The 22,360-nt window shown below is 65.6% G+C and carries 21 protein-coding genes and 2 pseudogenes; 9 read left to right on the top strand and 14 right to left on the bottom strand.

Features of this window, described 5'->3' with window-relative positions:
- Position 1: 1 nt before the first annotated feature.
- Both ON20_RS03270 and ON20_RS03265 read right to left on the bottom strand, forming a co-directional pair.
- Positions 2–463: a YybH family protein gene (locus ON20_RS03270; RefSeq protein WP_040833382.1), complete on the bottom strand. Its 462-nt coding sequence runs from the start codon at positions 461–463 to the stop codon at positions 2–4.
- A gap of 121 nt (positions 464–584) precedes the next feature.
- Entirely contained in the window at positions 585–1,580 is a 996-nt protein-coding gene (locus ON20_RS03265; protein ID WP_040833379.1) for an LLM class flavin-dependent oxidoreductase, read from the bottom strand.
- A gap of 22 nt (positions 1,581–1,602) precedes the next feature.
- On the opposite strand from ON20_RS03265, the gene ON20_RS36035 reads away from it, so the two are divergent.
- The 3 genes and pseudogenes from ON20_RS36035 to ON20_RS03255 all read left to right on the top strand — a co-directional run bounded on the left by ON20_RS36035 (position 1,603) and on the right by ON20_RS03255 (position 4,536).
- Positions 1,603–1,893: a hypothetical protein gene (locus ON20_RS36035; RefSeq protein ID WP_157228663.1), complete on the top strand. Its 291-nt coding sequence runs from the start codon at positions 1,603–1,605 to the stop codon at positions 1,891–1,893.
- Between the two features lie 421 nt (positions 1,894–2,314).
- Positions 2,315–3,330 (top strand): annotated as a pseudogene (gene fgd / locus ON20_RS03260) (glucose-6-phosphate dehydrogenase (coenzyme-F420)).
- A gap of 39 nt (positions 3,331–3,369) precedes the next feature.
- Positions 3,370–4,536 (top strand): M20 family metallopeptidase, encoded by a 1,167-nt coding sequence (locus tag ON20_RS03255; protein WP_040833377.1) that lies wholly within the window; start codon positions 3,370–3,372, stop codon positions 4,534–4,536.
- 186 nt (positions 4,537–4,722) lie between these two features.
- Here ON20_RS03255 and ON20_RS03250 read toward each other — a convergent pair whose 3' ends face one another.
- Positions 4,723–5,700 (bottom strand): DeoR/GlpR family DNA-binding transcription regulator, encoded by a 978-nt coding sequence (locus tag ON20_RS03250; RefSeq protein ID WP_245546985.1) that lies wholly within the window; start codon positions 5,698–5,700, stop codon positions 4,723–4,725.
- A gap of 49 nt (positions 5,701–5,749) precedes the next feature.
- Here ON20_RS03250 and tal point away from each other — a divergent pair, with 49 nt between their 5' ends.
- The 3 genes and pseudogenes from tal (at position 5,750) to pgi (ending at position 9,588) form a co-directional block, all read left to right on the top strand.
- Positions 5,750–6,976, top strand: coding sequence for a transaldolase (gene tal / locus ON20_RS03245; protein ID WP_083864554.1), 1,227 nt, complete (start codon positions 5,750–5,752; stop codon positions 6,974–6,976).
- Positions 6,888–7,907, top strand: a complete 1,020-nt coding sequence (gene gnd / locus ON20_RS03240; protein WP_040833374.1) for a phosphogluconate dehydrogenase (NAD(+)-dependent, decarboxylating) — start codon at positions 6,888–6,890, stop codon at positions 7,905–7,907. Before tal ends, gnd begins: the two co-directional genes overlap by 89 nt.
- Positions 7,904–9,588: pseudogene (gene pgi / locus ON20_RS03235) on the top strand (glucose-6-phosphate isomerase). The gene gnd and the pseudogene pgi overlap by 4 nt, the downstream one beginning before the upstream one ends.
- A gap of 502 nt (positions 9,589–10,090) precedes the next feature.
- On the opposite strand, the gene ON20_RS03230 reads toward pgi, so the two are convergent.
- From ON20_RS03230 to ON20_RS39785, 9 genes are all read right to left on the bottom strand, one after another.
- Positions 10,091–10,540 carry a hypothetical protein gene (locus ON20_RS03230; protein WP_040833372.1) on the bottom strand — a complete coding sequence of 150 codons (450 nt, stop codon included), beginning with the start codon at positions 10,538–10,540 and terminating at the stop codon, positions 10,091–10,093.
- A gap of 459 nt (positions 10,541–10,999) precedes the next feature.
- On the bottom strand, positions 11,000–12,049 hold the full coding sequence (locus tag ON20_RS03225) for an ABC transporter ATP-binding protein (RefSeq protein WP_040833371.1): 1,050 nt from the start codon (positions 12,047–12,049) through the stop codon (positions 11,000–11,002).
- Positions 12,046–12,879: a molybdate ABC transporter permease subunit gene (modB, locus tag ON20_RS03220; RefSeq protein WP_083864552.1), complete on the bottom strand. Its 834-nt coding sequence runs from the start codon at positions 12,877–12,879 to the stop codon at positions 12,046–12,048. The genes ON20_RS03225 and modB overlap by 4 nt, the downstream gene beginning before the upstream one ends.
- Positions 12,880–12,892: 13 nt before the next feature.
- Positions 12,893–13,678 carry a molybdate ABC transporter substrate-binding protein gene (modA, locus tag ON20_RS03215; RefSeq protein ID WP_040833369.1) on the bottom strand — a complete coding sequence of 262 codons (786 nt, stop codon included), beginning with the start codon at positions 13,676–13,678 and terminating at the stop codon, positions 12,893–12,895.
- A gap of 5 nt (positions 13,679–13,683) precedes the next feature.
- Entirely contained in the window at positions 13,684–14,085 is a 402-nt protein-coding gene (locus tag ON20_RS03210; RefSeq protein ID WP_040833403.1) for a TOBE domain-containing protein, read from the bottom strand.
- A 446-nt stretch (positions 14,086–14,531) separates the two neighbouring features.
- The gene (locus tag ON20_RS32755) at positions 14,532–14,693 is read right to left on the bottom strand and encodes a hypothetical protein (RefSeq protein ID WP_157228662.1); all 162 of its coding nucleotides are present in this window, start codon (positions 14,691–14,693) and stop codon (positions 14,532–14,534) included.
- A 14-nt stretch (positions 14,694–14,707) separates the two neighbouring features.
- Positions 14,708–14,914 (bottom strand): MHYT domain-containing protein, encoded by a 207-nt coding sequence (locus ON20_RS32750; protein WP_051161506.1) that lies wholly within the window; start codon positions 14,912–14,914, stop codon positions 14,708–14,710.
- Positions 14,911–15,087: an MHYT domain-containing protein gene (locus ON20_RS33940; RefSeq protein ID WP_281032839.1), complete on the bottom strand. Its 177-nt coding sequence runs from the start codon at positions 15,085–15,087 to the stop codon at positions 14,911–14,913. The genes ON20_RS32750 and ON20_RS33940 overlap by 4 nt, the downstream gene beginning before the upstream one ends.
- A gap of 45 nt (positions 15,088–15,132) precedes the next feature.
- Positions 15,133–15,255, bottom strand: coding sequence for a hypothetical protein (locus ON20_RS39785; protein WP_281032837.1), 123 nt, complete (start codon positions 15,253–15,255; stop codon positions 15,133–15,135).
- Positions 15,256–16,298: 1,043 nt separating this feature from the next.
- On the opposite strand from ON20_RS39785, the gene ON20_RS03195 reads away from it, so the two are divergent.
- Genes ON20_RS03195 through ON20_RS03185 form a run of 3 tightly spaced genes read left to right on the top strand, consistent with a single transcriptional unit; the run spans position 16,299 to position 19,418 of the window.
- Positions 16,299–18,653 carry a sensor histidine kinase gene (locus ON20_RS03195; RefSeq protein WP_245546983.1) on the top strand — a complete coding sequence of 785 codons (2,355 nt, stop codon included), beginning with the start codon at positions 16,299–16,301 and terminating at the stop codon, positions 18,651–18,653.
- The gene (locus ON20_RS03190; RefSeq protein ID WP_040833367.1) at positions 18,631–19,047 is read left to right on the top strand and encodes a roadblock/LC7 domain-containing protein; all 417 of its coding nucleotides are present in this window, start codon (positions 18,631–18,633) and stop codon (positions 19,045–19,047) included. Before ON20_RS03195 ends, ON20_RS03190 begins: the two co-directional genes overlap by 23 nt.
- A complete protein-coding gene (locus ON20_RS03185) occupies positions 19,044–19,418 on the top strand; it encodes a DUF742 domain-containing protein (protein ID WP_040833365.1) in 375 nt (124 codons plus the stop codon). Before ON20_RS03190 ends, ON20_RS03185 begins: the two co-directional genes overlap by 4 nt.
- Positions 19,419–19,440: 22 nt before the next feature.
- Here the strand turns inward: ON20_RS03185 and ON20_RS03180 are convergent, their stop codons facing one another.
- Positions 19,441–21,396, bottom strand: coding sequence for a GMC family oxidoreductase N-terminal domain-containing protein (locus tag ON20_RS03180; protein ID WP_040833364.1), 1,956 nt, complete (start codon positions 21,394–21,396; stop codon positions 19,441–19,443).
- A 445-nt stretch (positions 21,397–21,841) separates the two neighbouring features.
- A complete protein-coding gene (locus ON20_RS03175) occupies positions 21,842–22,351 on the bottom strand; it encodes a MarR family winged helix-turn-helix transcriptional regulator (RefSeq protein WP_040833363.1) in 510 nt (169 codons plus the stop codon).
- Positions 22,352–22,360 lie beyond the last annotated feature (9 nt).

Here is a 22,360-nt window from a genome sequence, read left to right as displayed (position 1 = left end):
GCTATTCATCCCCGTACCTGGGCGTCCCGGCGGGCGCCGAGGGGCTGCAGTGCATATGCCAGATGGTCCACCGGGGCGTTCCGGCGTTGTCGTCCCTTCGATAGATCTCCGTGTACCGGAAGGCAACGTCACTGGGCGCCTCGAGTACACCGGTCGGTGTCTCGAGATGAATGCGTGCGATTGCCTCGCCGGCGATCCAGGCCACGTCTCCTTCGACGTGTACGGTGCGTGGGCCGACTCCCTCGATCGAGGTGATGTTGCTCCCCTGCCGCTTGAGCCCGGCCCAGAGCTTGGCTTTTTCCTGCGGCCCCCGATACGTCAGTCCGTTCAGGTTGAATTGGAGATACGCTTCCCCTTGGGGAAACTGGTCCACCATCTTCTCGATTTGCAGCCCTACGTTCGAGTCGAACCAGGCTGTGTGAACGGCTTCGACGGCTTCGGTATCTTCGACGGAAGAGGTCATCGGATTCTCCTGTTGATCGGACGGGCGGGTTTGTTTGCGAATAGATCGGGAGCGCCGGCAGCTCAGCGGCGAGGGAGTAACCAGGATCAGGGACGGAACGGTGCGGTGGGACCGTCGTTCGTCAGGCCGGCATTCGCTCGAGAACCGCGAGTGTTCTGTCGGCACTATCGGCCGGAACCGGAGAGAGGATTACCGAATCGGCCCCTGCGTCGAAGTACCGGGTGATCCGCTTGCGGCATTGGTCTGCTGTTCCGACGAGGGCGAAGGCATCGATCCACGCGTCCGGCATCTCTTCGGCGACCACTTCGGCGCCTCCCCGGGAGAGCATGTCGCTGATCTGATCGTTCGCACCGATCGCGCCGAACAGCGGGCAGGGTCCCGTTGCCGCGATGTAGAAGGCGAGGAGTTGGCGCATCTGCTGTCGTACCGCGGGAACCTCGGATTCGTTATCGGTAATATTGGCCAGCAACAGGACTGTGACGACAGGACTCCTGTCGCGGCCTGCTTCGCCTGCCGCCGCGTCGAGCTTGGCTCTCGCGGCGGCCACATACTCGACGGGTGAAAGCGCGCTGACGAGGAGGCCGTCGGCCAGTTCACCGGTCAGGGCGATCCCCTTGTCGCCCAAGACTCCCGTATAGAGGGGAACGGGTGTGCCGGCAGCGTGGGTCAGTGTCACGTCACGAAAGGTGAACGCCTTTCCCTCTACAGACACCGTCTCCCCGGCCAGGAGCGCACGGATGGAGGTCAGTGACTCACGGAGGGCGGTCATCGGGGAACGCGGCGTCAACCCCATCTGCCCCATCCATCCGGGGACGCCGTGCCCGATGCCCGGCATCACTCTGTTCGGATAGGCGCGCGACAGGGTTGCGATCTCCATCGCCGTGACGGCCGGATGCCGCACCGTCGACGCCATCACGCCGATGCCGACCGGAATCTTCTCGGTGGCGCTCAGCGCTATGGCAGCGCCCGATATACCGCCGAGAAAGAAGTAGTCCTCGGGAAGCCAAAGCTCGTGAAAGCCCATCCTTTCCGCATTCCTCGAGATCGCCGCGATGTTCTCGGGCAGAGTGCCGCTGGCAACGAGCAGTCCGATACGTCCGGAGCTGATGAATGTCATACGTAATCCCTAGCTTTGCGCAGTGTCGCAGTTCATCCCGATTTGTCATGCCGTCGAATACAACACGGCATTTCGAAACAGCGAACACCATTTCGTTGATCCCGAGATATGTTTCCAAAAGGCGTATTCTGTTCATATTTCGATGGCCGGCGATCCGCCTGTCTCCGTTGGTTGCCGAGTTGACACACCGCGACGCTTCGACCGCGCCATCAACCGATGCCTCGGAGGCCCCGCCGGCACCGCTTTCGGCTTTGTTCTATGCACAGTAGGACATGGCGTGATGATTGACACTGTCACTTTCGCCCATTTCTGACCGGAAGATGGGCACAGTGCCCAGGAGTCGAAGTGAGCATCTGCGACAGGCCTCGAGCCGAGGTCGGATCCGGCCCGCAACAAGCGAAGAGCCGAAAATTCTGGCCTCCTCATGTCTTGGCAGCCACCACCACAGGGTGTAAGTTCCGAAGTACCTATCCGATCTCCCAGGATCGATGGATGTTCGTTTTACCGGCTGCGCTTCGGTAGCGCGATAACAGGAATTAGACGCACGCGTCCGTATCGCACCGACCCGCCTACACTCGGGCGAGGTTCGAAGCCGGAAAATTCATGCTCGGCTCCGGTGCCGGTTGGATACATCAGATAGAGCTCATTCTTTCCGACGAATTTTCGACCACAGGACGCGCCGGAACCGAGGCGGGTTTGCTATCGCCGCGGCCCGCACAGACGAAAGGCAGAGTATGGGCACCCAGCTCAAGCTCGGATACAAGGCATCGGCCGAGCAGTTCGGGGCGCGCGAGCTCGTGGAACTCGCTGTTCATGCGGAACATCGAAATGTCGATTCCGTTGTCGTCAGCGATCACTTCCAACCTTGGCGCCATCGAGGCGGCCATGCACCGTTCTCGCTGGCCTGGATGGCTGCGGTCGGCAAACGTACCCGACACGTACAAATCGGGACATCGGTCCTGACACCCACGTTCCGATACAATCCCGCGGTCGTCGCTCAGGCCTTCGCCACGATGGGATGCCTCTACCCCGGACGCATCATGCTGGGAGTCGGGAGTGGCGAGGCCCTCAATGAGATTGCCACCGGGTTTCGAGGAGAGTGGCCGGACTTCAAGGAGCGCTTCGCGCGGCTGCGCGAGTCGGTCCGATTGATGCGCGAGCTGTGGCTCGGCAATCGTGTCGACTTCGACGGGGAGTACTACAGCACTCGCGGCGCGTCGATCTACGACGTGCCCGAGGACGGCATTCCGATCTACATCGCCGCCGGAGGGCCGCTCATGGCCCGATACGCCGGTCGCGACGGCGACGGATTCATCTGTACCTCCGGCAAGGGCATGGATCTGTACACCCAAAAATTGCTGCCGGCCGTCCAGGAGGGCGCAGCAAAGGCCGGACGCGAGGCTGCCGGCATCGACAGGATGATCGAGATCAAAATCAGCTACGACACCGATCCCGTGGCAGCGCTGGAGAACACGCGATTCTGGGCGCCACTGTCACTCGGTCCGAGCAGAAGCACAGCATCTCCGACCCGATCGAGATGGAAGCGGCGGCCGATGCGCTCCCCTTGGAGCAGATCGCCCGCCGCTGGATTGTTACATCCGACCCCGACGAGGCGGTCGATCAGATCAAGTCCTACATCGACGTCGGCTTCAACCACCTCGTATTCCATGCTCCCGGCCATGATCAGAAGCGATTCCTCGACCTGTTCGGCTCCGACCTCGCCCCACGCCTGCGACAGCTGAGCTCCTGATGAACAGACGACGAGTTCCACAACATACAGAGGATCACGATGCATCCTGATGCTGCAGCGGCAGCGGCCGTCGATACAGAGCGTGTCACGCGGCTGACCGCGGACCTGATCGCATGCGATACTCGCAATCCGCCCGGTGGCGAGACGCCGGTGATCGAGACGCTTCAACGGTGGCTGCGTATGCTCGGTGCCGAGGTCGAACTGTTCGAACCGCAGCCGGGCAGAGTATCCGTACTGGCGACACTTCGTAGCGGCCGTGCGGCCACCCTCCTTGTCAATGGACACATCGATGTGGTCCCTGTAGCGGAAGAAGATTGGACGTTTCCCCCTTTCGCAGGCACGGTTCGCGACGGCTTGTTGTATGGCCGCGGCGCCTGCGATATGAAGGGCGGGGTCGCTGCGGCGCTGGAAGGTGTGCTGGCTTGCTTGGATGCAGGCGTGCGGCCCGCCGCGGATCTGATCTTCCACCTCGTTGCCGACGAGGAAACCGGTGGAAGTCTCGGAACTGCGGCATTGGTCGCCGGCGATCTGGTTCACGCCGACGCCGCGATCGTCCCCGAGCCCACAGAATTGGGGGTGTGTGTCGCAGAGCGAGGCACATTGTTGGTGGAGATCGTCGTACGCGGGCGCGCGGCACACGGTAGCGATCCTGGACGCGGACGCTCGGCCATCGCAGATGCTGCGAAAATTGTATCCGCCTTGCATTTGGCGGACTTCCCCGAGCCGACACATCCTCTGGTAGGGAAACCGACCTGTAATGTAGGGAAGATCCGGGGCGGTGCCGCAGCCAATGTCGTCGCATCGGAATGCTGCATTCAGGTCGATCGGCGGGTGCTTCCCGGACAGACCGTTGAAAGGGCCCTGAAAGCCATGACGGATATTATTGACGAAGTCGGTGATTTCGATTACGGGGTCGAAGTGATGGCCTTCGCCGAGGGTTCTGAGATCGAATCGGACCATCCGTTCGTCCATTCGGTGCTCGGTGCGAGTCGACAGAGCACCGTGCGAGGACTGAAACTGGGGACAGATGCCCGCTTTCTTCGGAACAATCTGAAAATTCCGACGGTTGTGTACGGTCCGGGGTCAATGTCGGTCGCGCATGCTGCCGACGAGTATGTGCCGATCGCGGACCTTGCCGCTGCCGCTCGGACATTCGCTCGAATGTATGCCACGTTCGATGGCTCGCAGCTACGGCCCACCCCGTAGCCGGAGTAGTTCTGTCCGCGAACGCCGATGACGATAATGGCCACCGGAAGGCGGGTGTATGCCTGGTCAGATATTCGCATAATGACTGTCGCTCGAGACGCGTTCGCCCGTGCCGACGCAGCGGGAATTCCGGCTCCGTCGCCGCACCCGCGGAGAAGCGGGACTGCAGCCGATGTTCAGTGTCGGTCAGTTGCGCTGACCGTCCGATGGTTCGCTGGTCGGTCGTGGGGCCGGCACGGATGGTCGGGCGGATCGGATCAGCTTGTCGCCGTAGGGTTGTGCCGCTTCGAGCGGTAAGTCGTGGTCGGTGACGATCAGGTCGATTTCGTTGATTTCCGCGACTCGTGCGAGAGTCCTTCGGCCGATCTTCGAGTGGTCGGCGACAACGATTGTCGTGGCCGCGGAGGCGATCATTGCCCGCTTGATCGCCAGTTCGGATGTGTTGGTGTTCGTGATGCCGGCGTCGATGTCTATGGCGTCGGCGCCCAGGAAACACCAGTCGGCGGTATAGTCGCGGAGGAAGTCGACGGCACGATCTCCGACGAGGGTGTACACCGATCCGAGCAGTTCCCCGCCGGTGACCAGTAAGCGGAAGCGATGGATGTCGGCGACGAATTTCGCGATGCGCAGGTCGTTGGTGATGACTGTCAGGCCGTCACGAACGCGTAGGGCCGCCGCTACCTCATACGTGGTGGATCCGCTGTCGAGAACGACAGTGTCGCCATCGCGGACCTGCTGTATGGCGAGGTCTGCAATCGCGGATTTCTCGGCGAGGAACTCGGCGCGCTTCAGCGCGTAGGGAAGTTCGGCGACGGCACCGGGGGCGGGGCGGGCACCGCCGTGGGTGCGCTGTACCTGCCCGGCGTCTTCCAGCGCCATGAGATCGCGACGAATAGTGGACACGTCAACCCCAAGATCGTGCGCGAGTTCTTTCGCGTCGACATACCCGTCGGTGAACAGGCGATTGAGGATGTCGTGTCGGCGGCTACTGGCCGGCAAGGCGCTGTCTCCTTCTCGTGATCGCGGCTTCCGCACCGTATGGACGCTGAACGCAGGTTGCTGACGAGGGTAGCGTCCGATCACGCCATCGCGCGTATCCGCGCAAACAAAATCAATGAAGCCTGAATCCGCGCATACTTGACAAATATCGCGCATTTTCTGCATGATTTCGCGCAATTGGAGTGCGCGAAGAGAGCTTGGCAGGAGGCTGAGGATGAGAAATCCGGTAAGGGTGCCGGCCGACGAGGGGGTCTCGATCTGGCTGGACGACTTGAGCAGACAGCGTTTGACCTCTGGGGATCTGGCCCGGTTGGTGGGAGAGGTCGGTGTCGCCGGCGTGACAACCAACCCATCGATCTTTCGTAACGCCATGCTCGGCTCCGATGACTACGACGCGGAGTTGCACGAACTCGCGCGTCACGGACTCGCCACTGCCGACGCGGCACGAGCGGTTACTTGCAGTGACGCTCGGGCAGCCTGCGATGTGCTGCGCTCGGTCTACGAGGCCAGTGGTGGCCGGGACGGGCGGGTCTCCATCGAGGTCGACCCCGCGTTCGCACACGATTCGCACCGGACCGAGACGGATGCGGCCTTGCTGTGGTCGATCGTCGACCGGCCGAACGCCATGATCAAGATTCCCGCCACGGACGCCGGGCTCGACGCGGTCGCCTCGTGCCTGGCCCGCGGCATCAGCGTCAACGTGACGCTGATCTTCTCTGCCGAGCAGTACCGAAGGGTGCAAGGCGCCTTCCTCGGCGGAATGGAGCGGGCTCGCGGCAATGGCCTCGACCTGACCCGCATCCACTCCGTGGCATCGTTTTTCGTCTCCCGCGTCGACAGCGAAGTCGACCGGCGCCTGGACCTGCTCGGTGGAACAGCGGCACGTGCGCTGCGTGGACATGCGGCGATCGCCAACGCGACGCTGGCATACGAGGCTTATGAACGCAGCCTGCACAGCCCTCGATGGTCGAGCCTGGCGGCGGCCGGAGCGCATCCGCAACGACTGCTGTGGGCTTCCATCGGCGTGAAGGATCCGTCCTACGACGACACCCGGTACGTGATCGACCTGGTAGCACCCGAGACGGTCAACACCGTCCCGGCGGGGACGTTGAGTGCGCTCGTCGACCACGGTGTTGTCCGCGGTGACCAGGTGCGAGCCGGCTATGACCGGGCACGCGACGTGTTCGAAGGGCTTGCCGGCCTCGGAATCGACATGGCAGAAGTGAGCCGGCAGCTCGAAGGTGAGGGCATCGCCCAGTTCCAGGAGGCATGGCAGGCGGTACTGGCGGCAATGGAGTCGGGCCTCTCCCGTCATCATGTCCGCTGTGGTGTGAATGCCGGTGGGGATGCGAATGAGAATCGGCATGGTCGGCGCAGGCCGAATGGGTGCCGGACTGGCAGGCCGGCTCGTTCGTGCGGGCCACAGTTGCCTCGTCTATGACAAAGATCCCGAGGCGGCCGGTCGGATCGCATCGGATCTCGCGATCGGCATGAGCTCGTTGGAAGAGCTGGTTGCCGGATTGGACGTTCCGCGCGTGGTGTGGGTGATGGTGCCTGCCGGGTTGACCGGAGGGGTTGTCGCCGAACTCGGCGCTCTGATGGCGTCGGGCGATGTGATCATCGACGGGGGAAACTCGTTCTACCGCGACGACGTCGCTCGTGCGCGGCAGCTGGGTGAGAGAGGAATCCACTACCTCGACGTCGGAACCAGCGGTGGCGTACACGGTGAACAGCGCGGATTCTGCTTGATGATCGGTGGCGAGCGCGCTGTCTTCGATCGACTGGACCCGATATTTCGTGCGCTGGCGCCGGGGGCGGACACCGCCGCGCGGACCCAGGGGCGTGTGGGTGAGGCCGCACCGGAAGAACACGGATACCTGTATTGCGGTGGCGCCGGCGCCGGTCATTTCGTGAAGATGATCCACAACGGCGTCGAATACGGCTTCATGGCCGCGCTGGCGGAAGGCATGGCCATCCTGCGTGGGGCGAACATCGGGCAGAGCGCCCGCACGCTGGACGCCGAGACCGCACCATTGCCGGATGCCGGTTTCTACACCTACGACTTCGACCTGCGAGCGGTCCTGGAGGTGTGGCGCCGCGGCAGTGTCGTGAGCTCCTGGCTGGTCGATCTCACCGCGGCCGCCCTGGCTTCCGATCCCGACCTGACGAAATACTCCGGCCGGGTCGCCGATTCCGGCGAAGGACGCTGGACAGTCCAGGCCGCGGTCGACGAGGGAATCCCCGCACACGTACTCACCGCTGCCCTGCTGGAGCGATTCGCCTCCCGTGGCAGCGCGGACTACACAAACCGGGCATTATCGGCGATGCGCAAGGCATTCGGCGGACACACGGAGCAGGCGGTCGCCTCATGAGCCCGACATCACTGCCCGCATGGACGGATCTGCGAACACATCGCACCGAACTCGACGACCTGCGTCTGACAGACCTCTTCGAAGCCGATACCACCCGCGGCCCCGCTATGACCGTCGAACACGACGGGGTCGTGCTGGACTACTCGAAGAACCTCGTCACCTCGAAGACCATCGAGCTGCTGATGCGGTTGGCCACCAACGATCGCTGACATCTGCTATCGCTGCCATGTTCGCAGGCGAGCATCTCAATATCACCGAGGACCGCGCCGTCCTGCATACCGCGCTGCGTCGGCAGGCCGACGCCGTCGTAGAAGTCGACGGGCACAACGTCATACCCGACGTGCACCGCGTTCTGCACCACATGGAGAACTTCGCCCTCGAGATACGGACCGGCCGGTGGAAAGGGGTGACCGGCGAGGCGATCCGTGCGGTGGTCAACATCGGCATCGGCGGCTCCGACCTCGGACCGGCGATGGCCTACCTCGCGTTGCGCGACTTCGCTACCGGCACCGTGGATTTCCGATTCGTTTCGAACGCCGACGGCCACGATCTCGCACGCACACTGGGGGATCTCCGGCCCGAGACAACGTTGTTCGTGGTCTCGTCGAAGACCTTCACCACCGTGGAGACCTTGACCAACGCACGATCGGCCAGACAGTGGCTACTCGCCGGCATCGACGACCCCGATGCGGTGGCGCGCCATTTCGTCGCTGTCTCGACCAACGCCGATGCGGTTTCCGCATTCGGTATCGACCCGGACAATATGTTCGAGTTCTGGGACTGGGTCGGCGGCCGATACTCCGTCCCGTCGGCGATCGGGCTGTCGCTCATGCTGGCGATAGGTCCCGCACGATTTCGTGAATTCCTCGCCGGTGCACTGTCGATGGACGAACACTTCCGCACGGCACCGTTGCGGAACAACATTCCGGTGTTACTCGGCCTGATCGGCATCTGGAACCGCAATTTCTGGGGCGCACCAACCCATGCCGTGCTGCCCTACGACCAGCGATTGTCGCGGCTGCCCGCCTACCTCCAACAATTGGACATGGAGAGCAACGGCAAATCCACCGACCGTGCCGGCAACCCAGTGGCCCTCGCCACCGCCCCCATCATCTGGGGCGAGCCGGGGACCAACGGACAACACGCCTTCTACCAGATGCTCCACCAGGGCACCGACATAGTTCCATGCGACTTCATCGGCGCGCTCACTCCAGGCCACGATCTCCCCGGCCACCACGACCTGCTGATGGCCAACTTGTTTGCACAAACCGAAGCCCTTGCCTTCGGACGACCGGCCGCCGACGGCGGGCCCGAACACATGCGCGACCATCGCGGCTTTCCCGGCAACCGGCCCAGCAATACGATCCTGGTCGGCGCGCTGACGCCGTATTCACTCGGCCAACTGGTCGCGATGTACGAGCACAAGGCGTTCACTCAGGGCTGGGTCTGGGATGTGAACTCGTTCGACCAATGGGGAGTCGAACTCGGCAAAGTCCTCGCCACCGGGATCATGGGCGAAATCGACTCCGAAGCCGTTCTGGCACACGATAGTTCGACGAATGCACTGATCGATCGTTATCGCCTGGCACGCATGGCGGCCGGGAGGAGAACAGACGGTGATCGCGATATGGCGGGTCGACGCCCGGCACGGGACCGCGCAGAATCACATGCGACCGGTTGACCGGCCGCGGGACGACGAGGAAACCGTACGAGTGAACGCGCGCAACTCATTCGGCAATATCATCGTCCGGCACGTCGCCCCGTGTGATCAGCGCAACCGCCGAAGCCCATCCACAGACCGCGCAGCCGAGCGGAGGCGGAGGTAGGCCCGGCACGCACCGGCACGCGGTCATCGGCGACCGGGTCTTCCGGCGAGTGGGTCGGCAGCGCCGGCGTATGTGAGCTGGGCGAGACCGTAGGGTCGCCGACGGACGGGTCGTTCCGGGCAGGCAGCTCCATCAAGCCCTTCACCGCAAATCACCGGGTAATGAGCATGAATAATAAACCCGCGTCGCGTGCCGCAGGTTGACTCCCTGAGCGTAGCAATACCCCTGGAATGTGTCTCCCGCCGACCCGAGCCATTCGGTGATCGGTGCCGGGAGGAATGCGGCACGATAGGCCGGACCGTATGCCGTCGGCCGCCCTGGTCGATACTCTCCAGGGCGGCCGACGGCGAATGTGGCTCAGGCGGAAATGTTTCCGCTGTAGACCGTGAAGGAATGGCCTTTGGTGGTGCAGGTGAAGCTGCCGTGGAAACCGGATTCGCATTTGGCGCCGGCGTGTTCGATGATCGGCCCCCATTGGCCGTCGGCGGTGCGAACACCGGAGAGGTTCGGGTTACCACCGGGGAGGGTGTACCGCGCACCCGCGGCGAAGGTGGGATGTGCGGGTAACAGTGGTTGGTCGATGACGATGTCGTTTACCGGGATGGGGATCGGCAGGAAACTGTACTGGAGCCGCATGGGACTCCCCAGGTCGCAGCCGACGGTTCCGTCACCGGTAATCGAGCACTGCATGGCACCGCTGCTGAAGTACACGGTTCCGGGGTCGGCATGTGCCGCACCGGCCAATAGAACAGGGACGATTCCGGCGGTTGCCAGCACTCCGGCAACTTTCCGCGCAATGTGCTTCATATAACTCCTCGGTGACTCCGATAGTTGGACAAATGACGTGCAATGCGCCGATCCGGACATCCAATACGTTTCTTCTTGATGCCGGACCGCAAGAGTACCTTTACAAGATCTCTTGGCCAAAACGATTGCTATGTAACTCGCCAGGAGCATACTCGCAGTGTCCACGGCATGGGCAGTATCGCGATCACGGCTTGGAGTCGGTGCTCGAATTGATTTCGGGCCCCTGAACACCGAACGAGACAACAGACATATCAGCGGTCCGCCGTGGCGACCATCGGCGCTTCGGCACGGTGATGGTATCGATGCGTTCGAGGGAGTCCGGCCGTAGCGCACCGCCCGGGAATCGAACCGGGGTTCGTCGCTCGACTCACCGTGTCCGAGAGGAAAGAGGGTTCACCTCTGTAGGCGGTGAACCGGGAACGTAGGGATCTCGAGGCGTAGGAACCGCCGCGCCGAGATTCAGGCGGGGTAGATGTGGATCTCGGTGGCCTTGACCGCTGCCCACAATCGTGTGCCGGGTTGTAGTCGGAGATCGGCTACGGCGGCAGAGGTGATATCCGCGAGGGCGGGCGGGGTGCCGTCGAGTCGGACGCGGGTGATATCGGCGTGTTGCTCCAGGCCGGTGACGGTGACGGGCCACGTGTTGCGGGGGCTGCCGGAGGGCTGTCCGGGGTGCAGGCTTACCGCGGTGGGCGGGAAGGCGAGGTATACCGGTCCGGTCGCCCGGTCGGTGCCGGTGAGATGCCCGCCGCCGTCGATATCGACGCCGGTTCCGGCGGCGGTGCCACGAAACAGGTTGAGTCCGACGAGGTGCGCGACATATTCCGAGCGTGGCCGGCGGGCGATCTCGGTGGGTGCGCCCTGTTGGACGATGGCGCCGTCTTCGAGGATGACGAGCCGGTCCGCCAGCACCATGGCGTCGAGTGGGTCGTGGGTGACCAGAACGGTGTGGCCGGAATAGTCGCGCAGGTGGTGGATGAGATCGGCGCGCACCTGCAGCCGGGTACCGGCGTCGAGGGCGGCGAGGGGTTCGTCGAGCAGCAGCAACCGGGGGTCGGTGGCCAGGGCCCTGGCCAGCGCCACGCGTTGCGCTTGACCACCGGAGAGGGTGCGAGGTGTGGCGTGGGCGCGATCGCGCAGGCCGACGCGGTCGAGCCATTCGGCCGCGTGGGCGCGGGCATCGGCGCGGCGCGCGCCGCGGGCGCGCAGGCCGAAGGCGACATTCTCCAATGCCGAAAGGTGTGGGAACAGCAGGTAGTCCTGGAAGACGAGACCGGTCCGGCGGCGGTCCGGCGGGACGAACACCGAGGGTGGTGCGTCCCAGACCTGATCGGCCACCGCGATGGTTCCTTCGGTGAGCGGGGTGAGTCCGGCCAGGGCACGCAGAGCGGTGGTCTTTCCCGCCCCGTTGGGACCCAGCAGTGCCACCACCTCACCGGGTTCGGCATCGATGGTGATATCGAGACGGAATCGGGCGCGCTCGACCCGCAATTCGGCGTGCAATGTCATACCGATCCTCGTATCCAGCGTTCCCGCAGGGTGACCAGCACCGCCACGGAGACGGCCAGCAGGACCAGGCTCAGCACGATCGCGGCATCGGGGTCGGTTTCGAGTGCGAGGTAGACAGCGAGCGGCATGGTGGTCGTCCTGCCGGGGAAACTACCGGCGAAGGTGATGGTCGCACCGAACTCGCCGAGGGCCCGCGCCCAGCAGAGGACCGCGCCCGCGACCACACCGGGAAGTACCGACGGCAGGGTGACGCGGCGAAAAATGTACCAGGGCGAGGCGCCCAGCGTCGCCGCCGCTTCCTCGTAGCGTGTGTCGGCCGCGCGCAACGCGCCCTCGACCGAGATCACCAGGAACGGCATGGCCACAAACGCTTCGGCGACCACGACGCCGGGAGTGGTGAACGGCAGTGACACTCCGAACCAGTCGTAGAAGTACTGCCCGAGCAGTCCGCGGCGGCCGAATACCAGCAGCAATGCGACACCCCCGACCACGGGCGGCAACACCAGCGGCACCGTCACCAGCGCCCGAATCAGTCCACGGCCGGGCAGGTGCGCGCGGGCCAGCAGCCAGGCCAGGGGGATGCCCAGCAGCAGGCAGATGGCGGTCGCCAGAGTCGCGCAGGTCAGTGAAAGTCGTAGTGCCTCGCCGACTTCCGAACTGAACAGCCGTTCGGTAAGGGTCGGCCAGGGTGCGCGTACCAGCAGACCCACCAGAGGGATGACGAGGAAGACCAGCGCGCACATGGCGGGCAGCATCAGGACGATCGGTCGTCGTCCGCGAGCCGCCCGCCGCCGCGCCGGGCCCGCGATCACGGGAATTCGGGGGCGCATGCGATCACCGTGCTCACGGGGTGTCGAATCCGGCGGCCGTGAAGACCTGCTTCGCCTTGTCGGACGTGACGAAGTCGACGAATGCCGCGGCCGCGGCCGGGTTGGGGGCCTCGGCCAGCGGTGCGATCGGGTAGGTGTTGACCGCCTGGTTCGATTCCGGGAAATCGATGCCCTCCACCTTGCCACCGGCGGCCCGTACGCCGGTGCGGTACACCAGCGCGGCGTCGACCTCGTCCAATGTCACCTTGGTGAGGACGGCCTTGACGTCCTTCTCCCGGGTATCGGGCTGCGGGGTGATACCGGCGATCTCGAAGACCTTCTTCGCGGCGGCGCCGCACGGCACCTGTTCGGCGCACAGGGCGATGCGGGGCTCGGTCTTGCCGAAGTCGGCGAGTCCGGTGATGTGGCCCGGGTTGCCTTCGGGTACCGCGATTTCCAAGCGGTTACCGACGAAGGCCACCGGCTGCCCGATGATTTCCCCGGCATCGACGACCTGTTGCATATCGGCCGGCGCCGCGGAGGCGAACACATCGGCGGGTGCGCCCTGTTCGATCTGTCCGGCCAGCGCCGAGCTGGCCCCGAAGCCGAACACCACCTTCACTCCCGGGTGGGCTGTTTCGAACTCCTTGCCCAGTTCGGTGAAGGTCTCGGTCAGTGACGCCGCCGCGAAGACCGTGACGGTGCCGAAGATCCGGTCCGCTGTGGCCGGGGTGTTCTCGTCGGCAGAGCCGCAGCCCGCCGGCCCCACGACGACCGCCGTCACGGTCGCGGCGATGCCGAGAGTGCGCAATGATCCCATCCTCGTCAGCTTTCCGGTATCTCGACCACCACATGGGTCGATTTGACCGAGGCGACGGCGATGCTGCCGACCTCGAGGCCGAGTTCGTCGACCGATTCGCGGCTCAGCAGCGATACCAGCCGAAACGGTCCGGCCTGCATCTCGACCTGCGCCATGACCGTGTCCTTGACAATGCGGGTCACGATGCCGCGCATCCGGTTGCGTGCCGAGGCAGCGACGGTGACGCCGGGTTCGGGGGTCTCGGCGTAATGGCTGCGCAGGAGTTCGGCGAGGTCTGCACCGCGCACGCCTTTGCGGCCGTTGTCCAACCGGACCTCGGCCAGTCGGCCCTGGTCGATCCAGCGGCGTACGGTATCATCACTGACCCCTAGCAGCGTCGCCGCATCACTGATCCGCAAATTCGTCACAATATTGAGCATATTTCCGTGTGTGCGGATCGCAAGTGCGATTCGCTGCTACTTCCACGGAGGCACCACCATCCGCCCGAGGACGTGGACACCCGCTGCGGGAAATCGTCGGCCCATACGCTCGAGGAGCCGCAATCGGCTCGACGGACACGCCACCCTTCGCGACTACACCCTCGAGGTCGTCCCCACCCACGCCGTCCTCCACCACACCGGCACTCCCGCATCCGCGGCCCGACGATGCGCCGACTGCCGTCGTTTCCACCTCGCACCCCCGTACACACCCGACCGGCCCAACCGACTTCCGCACGCCGGCGGGCCCTGAGGCGAAATATCGAGCCCAGGCCTACCGGGTTTCGCAGGATGGCCGGCAACTCGAGTCCGGCTGCCGCCGATCACACCGAGTAGCCGCCCGCCGACTCGTTCCGGCTCGCGCTGTCCGGCTTCGCCTACATATTCGGTTTCGTCAGCGCCATGCCGACGCCGAGCAGCAGTACGACCGTGACGACGCCGATCGCGCCGAGTAGCGGCCCCGGCAATTGGAGCGCGTCGGCGTCCTCCGGCTCCGCGGTATCGGCGACGGGGTGCGCGGGCATTGCGGACATGCCCATGTAGTGCATTGTGGTCACGGCCGCGGCCATGCCCAGGCGGCGGCCAGGGACGACAGGAAACTCCAGGACCGCAAGCTCAACCACAGGATTGCCGTTGCCGCGATCACGGCGATCAGCAACGGGAGCGCCACGCGCACCGGATCGTAGCCGATATGGGCGTCGGTTTTCATCGCGTACATCCCGGCGTAGTGCATGGCCCCGATCCCGAGACCGGTGATCACACCGCCCGCGACCAGGCCGAGCAGCCCGACCCGGGCCTGCTCACCGGATACAGTCCGATACCGACCACCACGACCGAGGTGGCCGCGCCCAACACGATGAGTGGCACATCGAACCGGATCTGTGCGCCTTCGATCGAAAGGCCCGGCATCGCAACGGAATACATCACCCAGATGCCGGTGCCGCCGATGGTGATCGAGGCCAGGGCCGGCCAGGCGAATCAGTGCCGTCCGCGCCGCGCCTGTTTCGTGCAGTGCAGACCGAGGGCGCAGCCGGTAACCGGCATGGAGTACGCCAAGGCGGGTGTCGGCAGGCCGAACGCGAAATGTTCGAGGTGAAGCATGGCCCATCCATGGTCCTGTCGGGAAACCCGGACCGAGATCGTTCACTTCGGACGGTACGACACCGATGGAGGGCATGTGCTGTCAATTTGCCCGAATTGGAGTGTTTTAAATCACATCACTATTTCGACGACATTTTGATTACGCAATATTGCGTTTGTCGACTGGGCGAAAATCGGATCGGCGCAGTAGAACTGAAACATATACGTATCAAATTCACTCCCCCGAGAGGGATCAGAGACCGTGGATACTCGGGGCGGCGGCCGAGCACCGCGAACCCGCACTCGCCGCGAAACCGAACTCGATGAAACCCGACCAACTCGGTAGTGGTAGCTATCGTATAGCTGTGAACTGGCCAAAGCCTATCCCAGCGAAGCTTTGACCGGAATCGGCATACGCCGACCCGTTACCTCGGCCGAGGTTCCGACACCCCGTCCCGGACGGACCGCGTCATCGGCGAGGTGGTGGACGGGCCACGACGCAAACAGATCGGTACCGGACCGGCCCGGGCCGTCGTGGAGCGCCCCCGCGGCGGGTCGCACCGCGGGCATGATCGTAGCGAAGCCATTGCTGCCGTGGGTAATTCCCGACCGTGCACTGCTCGATCGGTGAGGTGCCCGGTGGCCGCGGTATCCGCGCCGGACCGGCGTTCCCCACCGCTCACGGGCGATACCGGCTCGTCCACTGCCCGCCCGGCTACACGCGGAGACGGGCGGTACCAGGCCGAGGGGCGGGGTGTGGCCGTACGAAGAGAGTGGCGACCCACCTGCCCATGCGACCTGCGTTTCCACCGGCCGAGTACCCCGGTGCCTTTATTCGTTCCGAGGCCGATCGACGGCCTTTTCGCTAATCTCTGGACCGAAGAAGTAATGCGCGCTGTCCGGTAGCGACAGTGCCGAGAAGATTTGGGCGGTGGACCGTATGCCGATGGTTTCGGATACGCGCAGGCCCGGGGACGAGTGGGTCTACCGTGGCTGACCGGCCGAATCCGATCGAATTCCGCATTCCGAGATTCCATCCGAAGCAGGATGCGACCCGCGGGCGAGTGGGTGTGCGGACCCGACTGCTCTCGATCGTCCTCATCACCAGCATCGCCCTGCTGACAATCGGCGTCGGTGCCGCGGCCTACCTGGTACGAGTCGGTCGGGCCGCTACGGAATGGGCGGAACTGGCGAGCAGTACGACTTCACCCGCGATCTCGATGGTGCGGTCCTTGGAGGAAGAGCGTCGGCTGTCGCTGTTGTACCTGGCGGGCGATCCCGGCGCGGCGAACGAGCTCGCGGCCGCTCGGCAGCGCTCCGACGCCGCGCTGGCCGCGGTCAACGCCAAGGGCGACGCGGCCCGGGAACTGAACCCCGAGGGATCGACCGCCGAACTCGAGGGCTACCGAACGCTCTTCGAGACGGTTCCGGTCCTGCGCGGAGGAGTGGATACGCGCCGGGTATCCCGGGAGGAGGTGTTCACCTTCTTCAGCGGGGTCATCGAAACCATCGTCTCGGCGTCCATCCTGGCGGCCCGGGTGGCGCCCGACGCCGGTATCGGTATCGAGCTCGGCCATGGTATCGAGCCGCTGCGTGCCGCCGAGGCATTGTCGAAGGCCGACACCCTCGGCGCGGTGGCGCTCACACTCGGGGAGCCGACACCCGACCGGTTGACCGAGTTCAACCGCTACGTCGGCGAATTCCGCGGTGAGGTAGCGTATTCCGGCACGGTGCTGAAGGGGGCGCGGGCCGAGCAGCTGCGGGCCATTACCGAAGGGCCGGCCTACCGGCAGGTGATCGCCATACAGGACGCCGTCATGCTGCGCGGTCCGCTCTCGGGTGTCGACTCCGCTCCCGCGAGCGAGGCCACCGCGCGAACACCGGATTCCCGCGCGACCGATGAACCGCCCACTCCGCCCGTGAACGTCGCGGCCTGGCAGAACGCCTCAGGGCAGGTGATCTCGGCCTTGTTGGAACTGTGGGAGGACCAGAGCAACGCCGCCCACGCCATCGCCCGCCAACAGGGCGCCGACACCGCCCTCCGATCGGTGATCGGCGGTGCGCTCGTCCTGCTGATCACGGCGCTCGCGTTCCTGGCGGCGCTGGTGCTGGCCAACCGATACATCGCACGGATGCGCCGCCTGCGCGACGAGACCCTGCGACTGGCGAACGAACGGCTACCCGAGATCATGCGCCGCCTCGACACGGGCGGGACGGTCGATTCCAGCGCCGAGGTGTCACGGCTGGATTTCGGCACCGACGAGCTCGGTCAGGTGGCCGATGCGTTCAACCGCGCCCATGTGGCGGCCGTGTCCGCGGCGGTCGGAGAGGCGACCACGCGCGCCGGTTTCAACACGGTGTTCCTCAATATCGCCCACCGCAGCCAGGTCACGGTGCACCGGCAGCTGGCCCTGCTCGACAAGGCAGAGCGCCAAGAGGAAGACCCCGACCAGCTCGAGCTGCTGTTCCGGCTGGATCATCTGGCCACCCGCGCCCGGCGCCATGCCGAAAACCTCATCATCCTCGGCGGCGAACAGCCGGGCCGGCGGTGGCGCAAACCGGTGCCGCTGCTGGAACTGGTGCGCAGCGCGGTCGCGGAAAGCCTGGACTACACCAGGATCCACACCGGGCGCGTGGCGGACGTGTGTATCCTCGGCAACGCCGTCGCCGACCTGATCCATCTGCTGGCCGAACTGATGGACAACGCCACCGCGTTCTCCCCGCCGGACTGCCGTGTCGACGTCACGGCCACGGTGGTCGGCCGCGGGGTGGCGATCGAGATCATCGACCAGGGCCTCGGCATGTCCCGGACGGAGCTCGCCGAACGGAACCGGCTGCTGGGCGAACCGCCGGACTTCGGCGTGGCCGCGCTCTCCGACGACACCCGGCTGGGATTGTTCGTGGTGGCGACCCTGGCCGCGCGGCACGGCATCTCGGTGCGGCTGGGCGAGTCCATCTACGGCGGTATCCAGGCGATCGTGCTGCTCCCGGTCGCCCTCACGGAGTCGGACGGTCCCGGGGCCGCCGAGCACCCGCCTCTCGTTCCCGGCCCGCGCCCGGACGGTAACCCCCTGGGCAAACGGGACACGACGCCGAGAATCCGGCCCGTCGAATCCGTGCCCGCGGGCACCGACCCGGTTCACGACAGTGCCGCCGCGCCGATATCCCCGGATGCGGCACCCGCACCGCCGAACTCGCCCACACGCCCGCCGCTACCGCGCCGCCGCCGGACCGGTCCCGCGGACGACCCGGACACCTCCGTCATCGAGGCGGTCCGACCGCGAACGGCCGACCAGGCCCGGAACCTGATGTCCGCGATCGAGCACGGAACCCGGCAGGGCCGGCGTCCGACTACCGACTCGACCGCAACCGATCCCTCCCCACAAGAAGGCGACAATGACCACTTCTCCGCGCACTGACCTCGGCTGGCTCGTCGAAGAACTGGTCGACGGGTTACCCGACGCCGAATCGGCGGTGCTGTTGACCACCGACGGACTGATGAGGGGCCATTCGTCCGGGCTGGACCGCACCGATGCCGAACGGTTCTGCGCCATGGCGTCGGCGTTCCACAGTCTGGCCCGTAGTGCCGGCCGCCAGTTCGACGCCGGGGGTGTCTGCCAGACGGTGGTGGAACTCGACCGGGCGGTACTGTTCATCACCGCGGCCGGCACGAACGCCTGTCTGGCGCTGTTGGCGTCCGAGACCGCCGATATGGGCATGGTGGCGTATCAGATGAACCAGACGGTGCAGCGGGTGGGCACCCATTTGGGGGTCGACGCACGTCCGCAGCCCAACGGGTCGAGACAGCCGTGAGCCATCCGCGCGAACCCTGGTACGACGAGGAGTCGGGCCCCTTGGTCCGGCTCTATGCCGTGACCCGTGGCCGGGGTCGTCCCGCGCGGCCGGAACTGAATATGGACAGCCTGGTGGTCGATGTCGCGCCCGGCACGACACTGCGGCGAACCGATCCCGAATACGCCGCCATCGTCCGGGTGTGCAGCGTCCCGCAATCGGTGGCGGAGGTGTCGGCGCAACTCCGCCTTCCCCTGACGCTGACCAAGGTTCTCATCGGTGACCTGATCGAGGACGGCCGGCTGGCCGTCCGGTCCGCGGTGCAGGCCTCGCACAGTAGTGCCGATCTCGATATCCTGCGGGCGATCGTGAACAATCTCCAAGGGCGTTGACGATACCGGCCGTCCGCTTCCCTCAGGTCAGCCGCGCGGCCAGGCGTGTGGCGTTCATATAGGCGATCGCCTCGATCGTCACCATCGGATTGACACCCGAGGCAGTGGGGAAACAGGAAGCGTCGGCGACGACGATATTCGGCACGTCCCAGGTGGCGCCGTCCGGATCGGTGGCCGATGTGTGCGGCGAACCGCCCATCCGGGCCGAGCCCATGATGTGCAGGGCGGCGATCGCGCACCGTCCGGGACGGTAGCCGGCCGCCCGGCAGGCGGCGGCGAACTCCTCGCGCGAGCCGCGGATCCCCGGCTCGTAGGAGACTCCGGCCTGGTGCCCTGAGAAGACGCGGCGCGCACCGGCGGCCTCGAGAATACGGGCCGCACCGTCGATTCCGGTGTGCAGGTGGGCCGCGTCATAGCCGGACAGGCGGTATTTCACGACCGGTTCGCCGGCGCGGTCGACGCCCACGCTGCCGGAGTCGCGGTCGCGGGTGATGACGCCGATGGCGACCGAATGCCCGAAGTCCAGCATGGTGCCGCGGTGCAGGTCGGCGCCGCGCCAGCTCATGAAACCGGTTGCCAGGCCCGGATGTATCGGCCCGGTCTCGTAGATGACCCCGTAGCCTTTACCGTCCAGGTCGGCGTGCCGGCGGCAGATCCGGGTCTGCAGGCCCCCTTCCCAGGGGCGGATCTCCTCGTCGAACACACCGAATACCGCCGCCGCCGGATGCAGCCGCAAGTAACAGCCGATATTCATGTTGGTCAGGCCGGAACGCCGCAGCAGGGCGGGGGTCTGGATGGCCCCGGCCGCCGCCACCACGGCTCGGGCGCGTACCTCGAATTCGATTCCGTTCGAGGTACGCACCGAAACGCCTTCGGCTTTCCCGTTGCGCACCGTGATCCGGCGTGCGTCGGCATCGACGATCAGCCGCGCTCCGCGTGCGGCGGCATCGGCCAGCCAGGTCTTGGTGACCGATCGTTTGGCGCCGACCCGGCAGCCGTATCCGCAGCGTCCGCATTCGACACCGGCGTCGCAGGCGGCGGAGACATTGCGCGGCAGCGTATCCACCGTCCAGCCCAGGGCCTGGGCCCCGCGTTCGAGGATGCCGTCCCGGACGGAGAGCGTCGATCGGCGCTCGTTCACTCCCAGCCGCAACCGAACGGCTTCCAGCGCCTGCGTGAACTCGTCCGCGCCGAACTGTTCGGCCCCCAGGTCGGCCCACTCGGCCCGGACACCGTCGGGTGTCGGCAGTGAGGTGCTCCAGTTGACGACCGTTCCACCGCCCAGACAGGTGCCCGCCACCGGGGTGACCTGTCCCTCGGCGGTGGCGGACGGGCCGGGCGCGTACAACTGCCGCAAGGCCGCCAGCTCGCCGTCACCGAAGTCTCGGTCGTCGTAGTAGTCGCCGCGTTCGAGAACGATCACGTCGAGGCCCGCTTCGGCGAGTACCGCCGCCGCCGTCCCACCGCCGGCGCCCGACCCGACGATCACCACATCGCAGGAGAGGGTGTCGGACCCGGTCGGACGGTGGACGGTCAGCGCCGGCGCCGGCGCCGGCGGCAGCAGGCCGGGCGGGCCGGGATAACCGATCTCTTTCCACAGCGGATTGACGCCGGTAGGTCCCGTGGTGACGTTGTAGGCGAGCAGCGACGCCTGCTTCAGCGCCTGGAAGATCGCCCGGACCGCGCCGCTGCGGGAATCACCGAGCCGCAGCAGCGCCCGCTCCCGATCCGGTTGCGGCAGGGTGGAGAACCGGCGCGGTCCGCTGCCGGTCAACAGGCCGATCAGGGGTGAATCCCACAGGTCGAGCAGCCTTGCCAGTTGTTTCCGCTCCGCTTCCCGCGGGTTGCGGCCCAGTAGTTGGAAGACGGTGTCGACGGCGCCGAGTTCGCTCGCCGAGGGCAGTGTCGACCCGTCGCCGGGGACAAAGGTGTCGCAGATCATGCCCAGCACCGTGCGCTGCTTGGCCGTCGGTTCCATGAGTATCCACCCTTCACACTGCCCGAAGTTCTATCACGCAGCGTGAATCCGCGCTCACAAATCTGTGATAAGTACTGGCAGAAGATCAATTCAACTATGAATATCCGATTACATCGCCGGTGTGAACGATGCGCGGGTTGTCGACGGCGCAGGTCGGGGTGATGGAGAGGCGCTGGAGGTCACGGTGTTTCGCTCATGCGATCCGGGTCCGTTCCACGACCGGGACGGTGTCGAGCTCCGGTTGTCGGCGAGCGTGAGCGGGGTCGGCATGCGGGGTACGCCGCCCATACTCGCTCCGTCGGCGCCGAGAGGGTGTGCCGTATTCCGCTGCCGGAGAATGCTCGGCTCGGATCCGGCATATCGCCGGCAACCGCTATGAGCCCGATCGTCACGGTCGATACCGAAGGAGGCGAGTTACGACCCGGCAGGCGCCGACGCCGCTCTTTCATTCATCCTCGGTCCGAGCACTCGACGTGCGGCGCTTGCGAGAAGTTGCCGAGCGGGGCGGTCGGGCTCTCATATGGTCGCGGACGCGGGTCATGATGGCGCCAAGGGTGCGCACATCCCGCGCCGGCAGCGGCTCGAACAGCATGCGCCGCACGACCTCGATATGGCCGGGCAGGACCTGGTTCACGCGGGCCATACCCGCTTCGGTGATGGTGACCGATGTGGCGCGCTGGTCGTCGGGGCTGGGTGCCCGGGTGATGAGCCCTGCCCGCTCCAGCAGGCCGGCCTGGTGGGTCAGTCCGCTGCGACTGTAGACCACACCATCGGCCAGTTCGGTCATGGTCAGCCTGCCCTCCGCGGCGGCGAGCCGGGCGAGCAGTTGGAACTGTACGTAACTGAGATCGCCCGCGGCCCGCAGCTGCTGTTCCACGGCGTGCTGGAGCAGGCCGGCCGATTCCATGAGCACGAAGTAGGTACCCAACTGTTCGGGCTCGAGGGCGTCGGTCACTCGCCAATC

This window comes from Nocardia brevicatena NBRC 12119 (assembly GCF_000308495.1).
Taxonomy (GTDB): domain Bacteria; phylum Actinomycetota; class Actinomycetes; order Mycobacteriales; family Mycobacteriaceae; genus Nocardia; species Nocardia brevicatena.
This window is presented reverse-complemented; position numbering and strand designations above follow the sequence as displayed.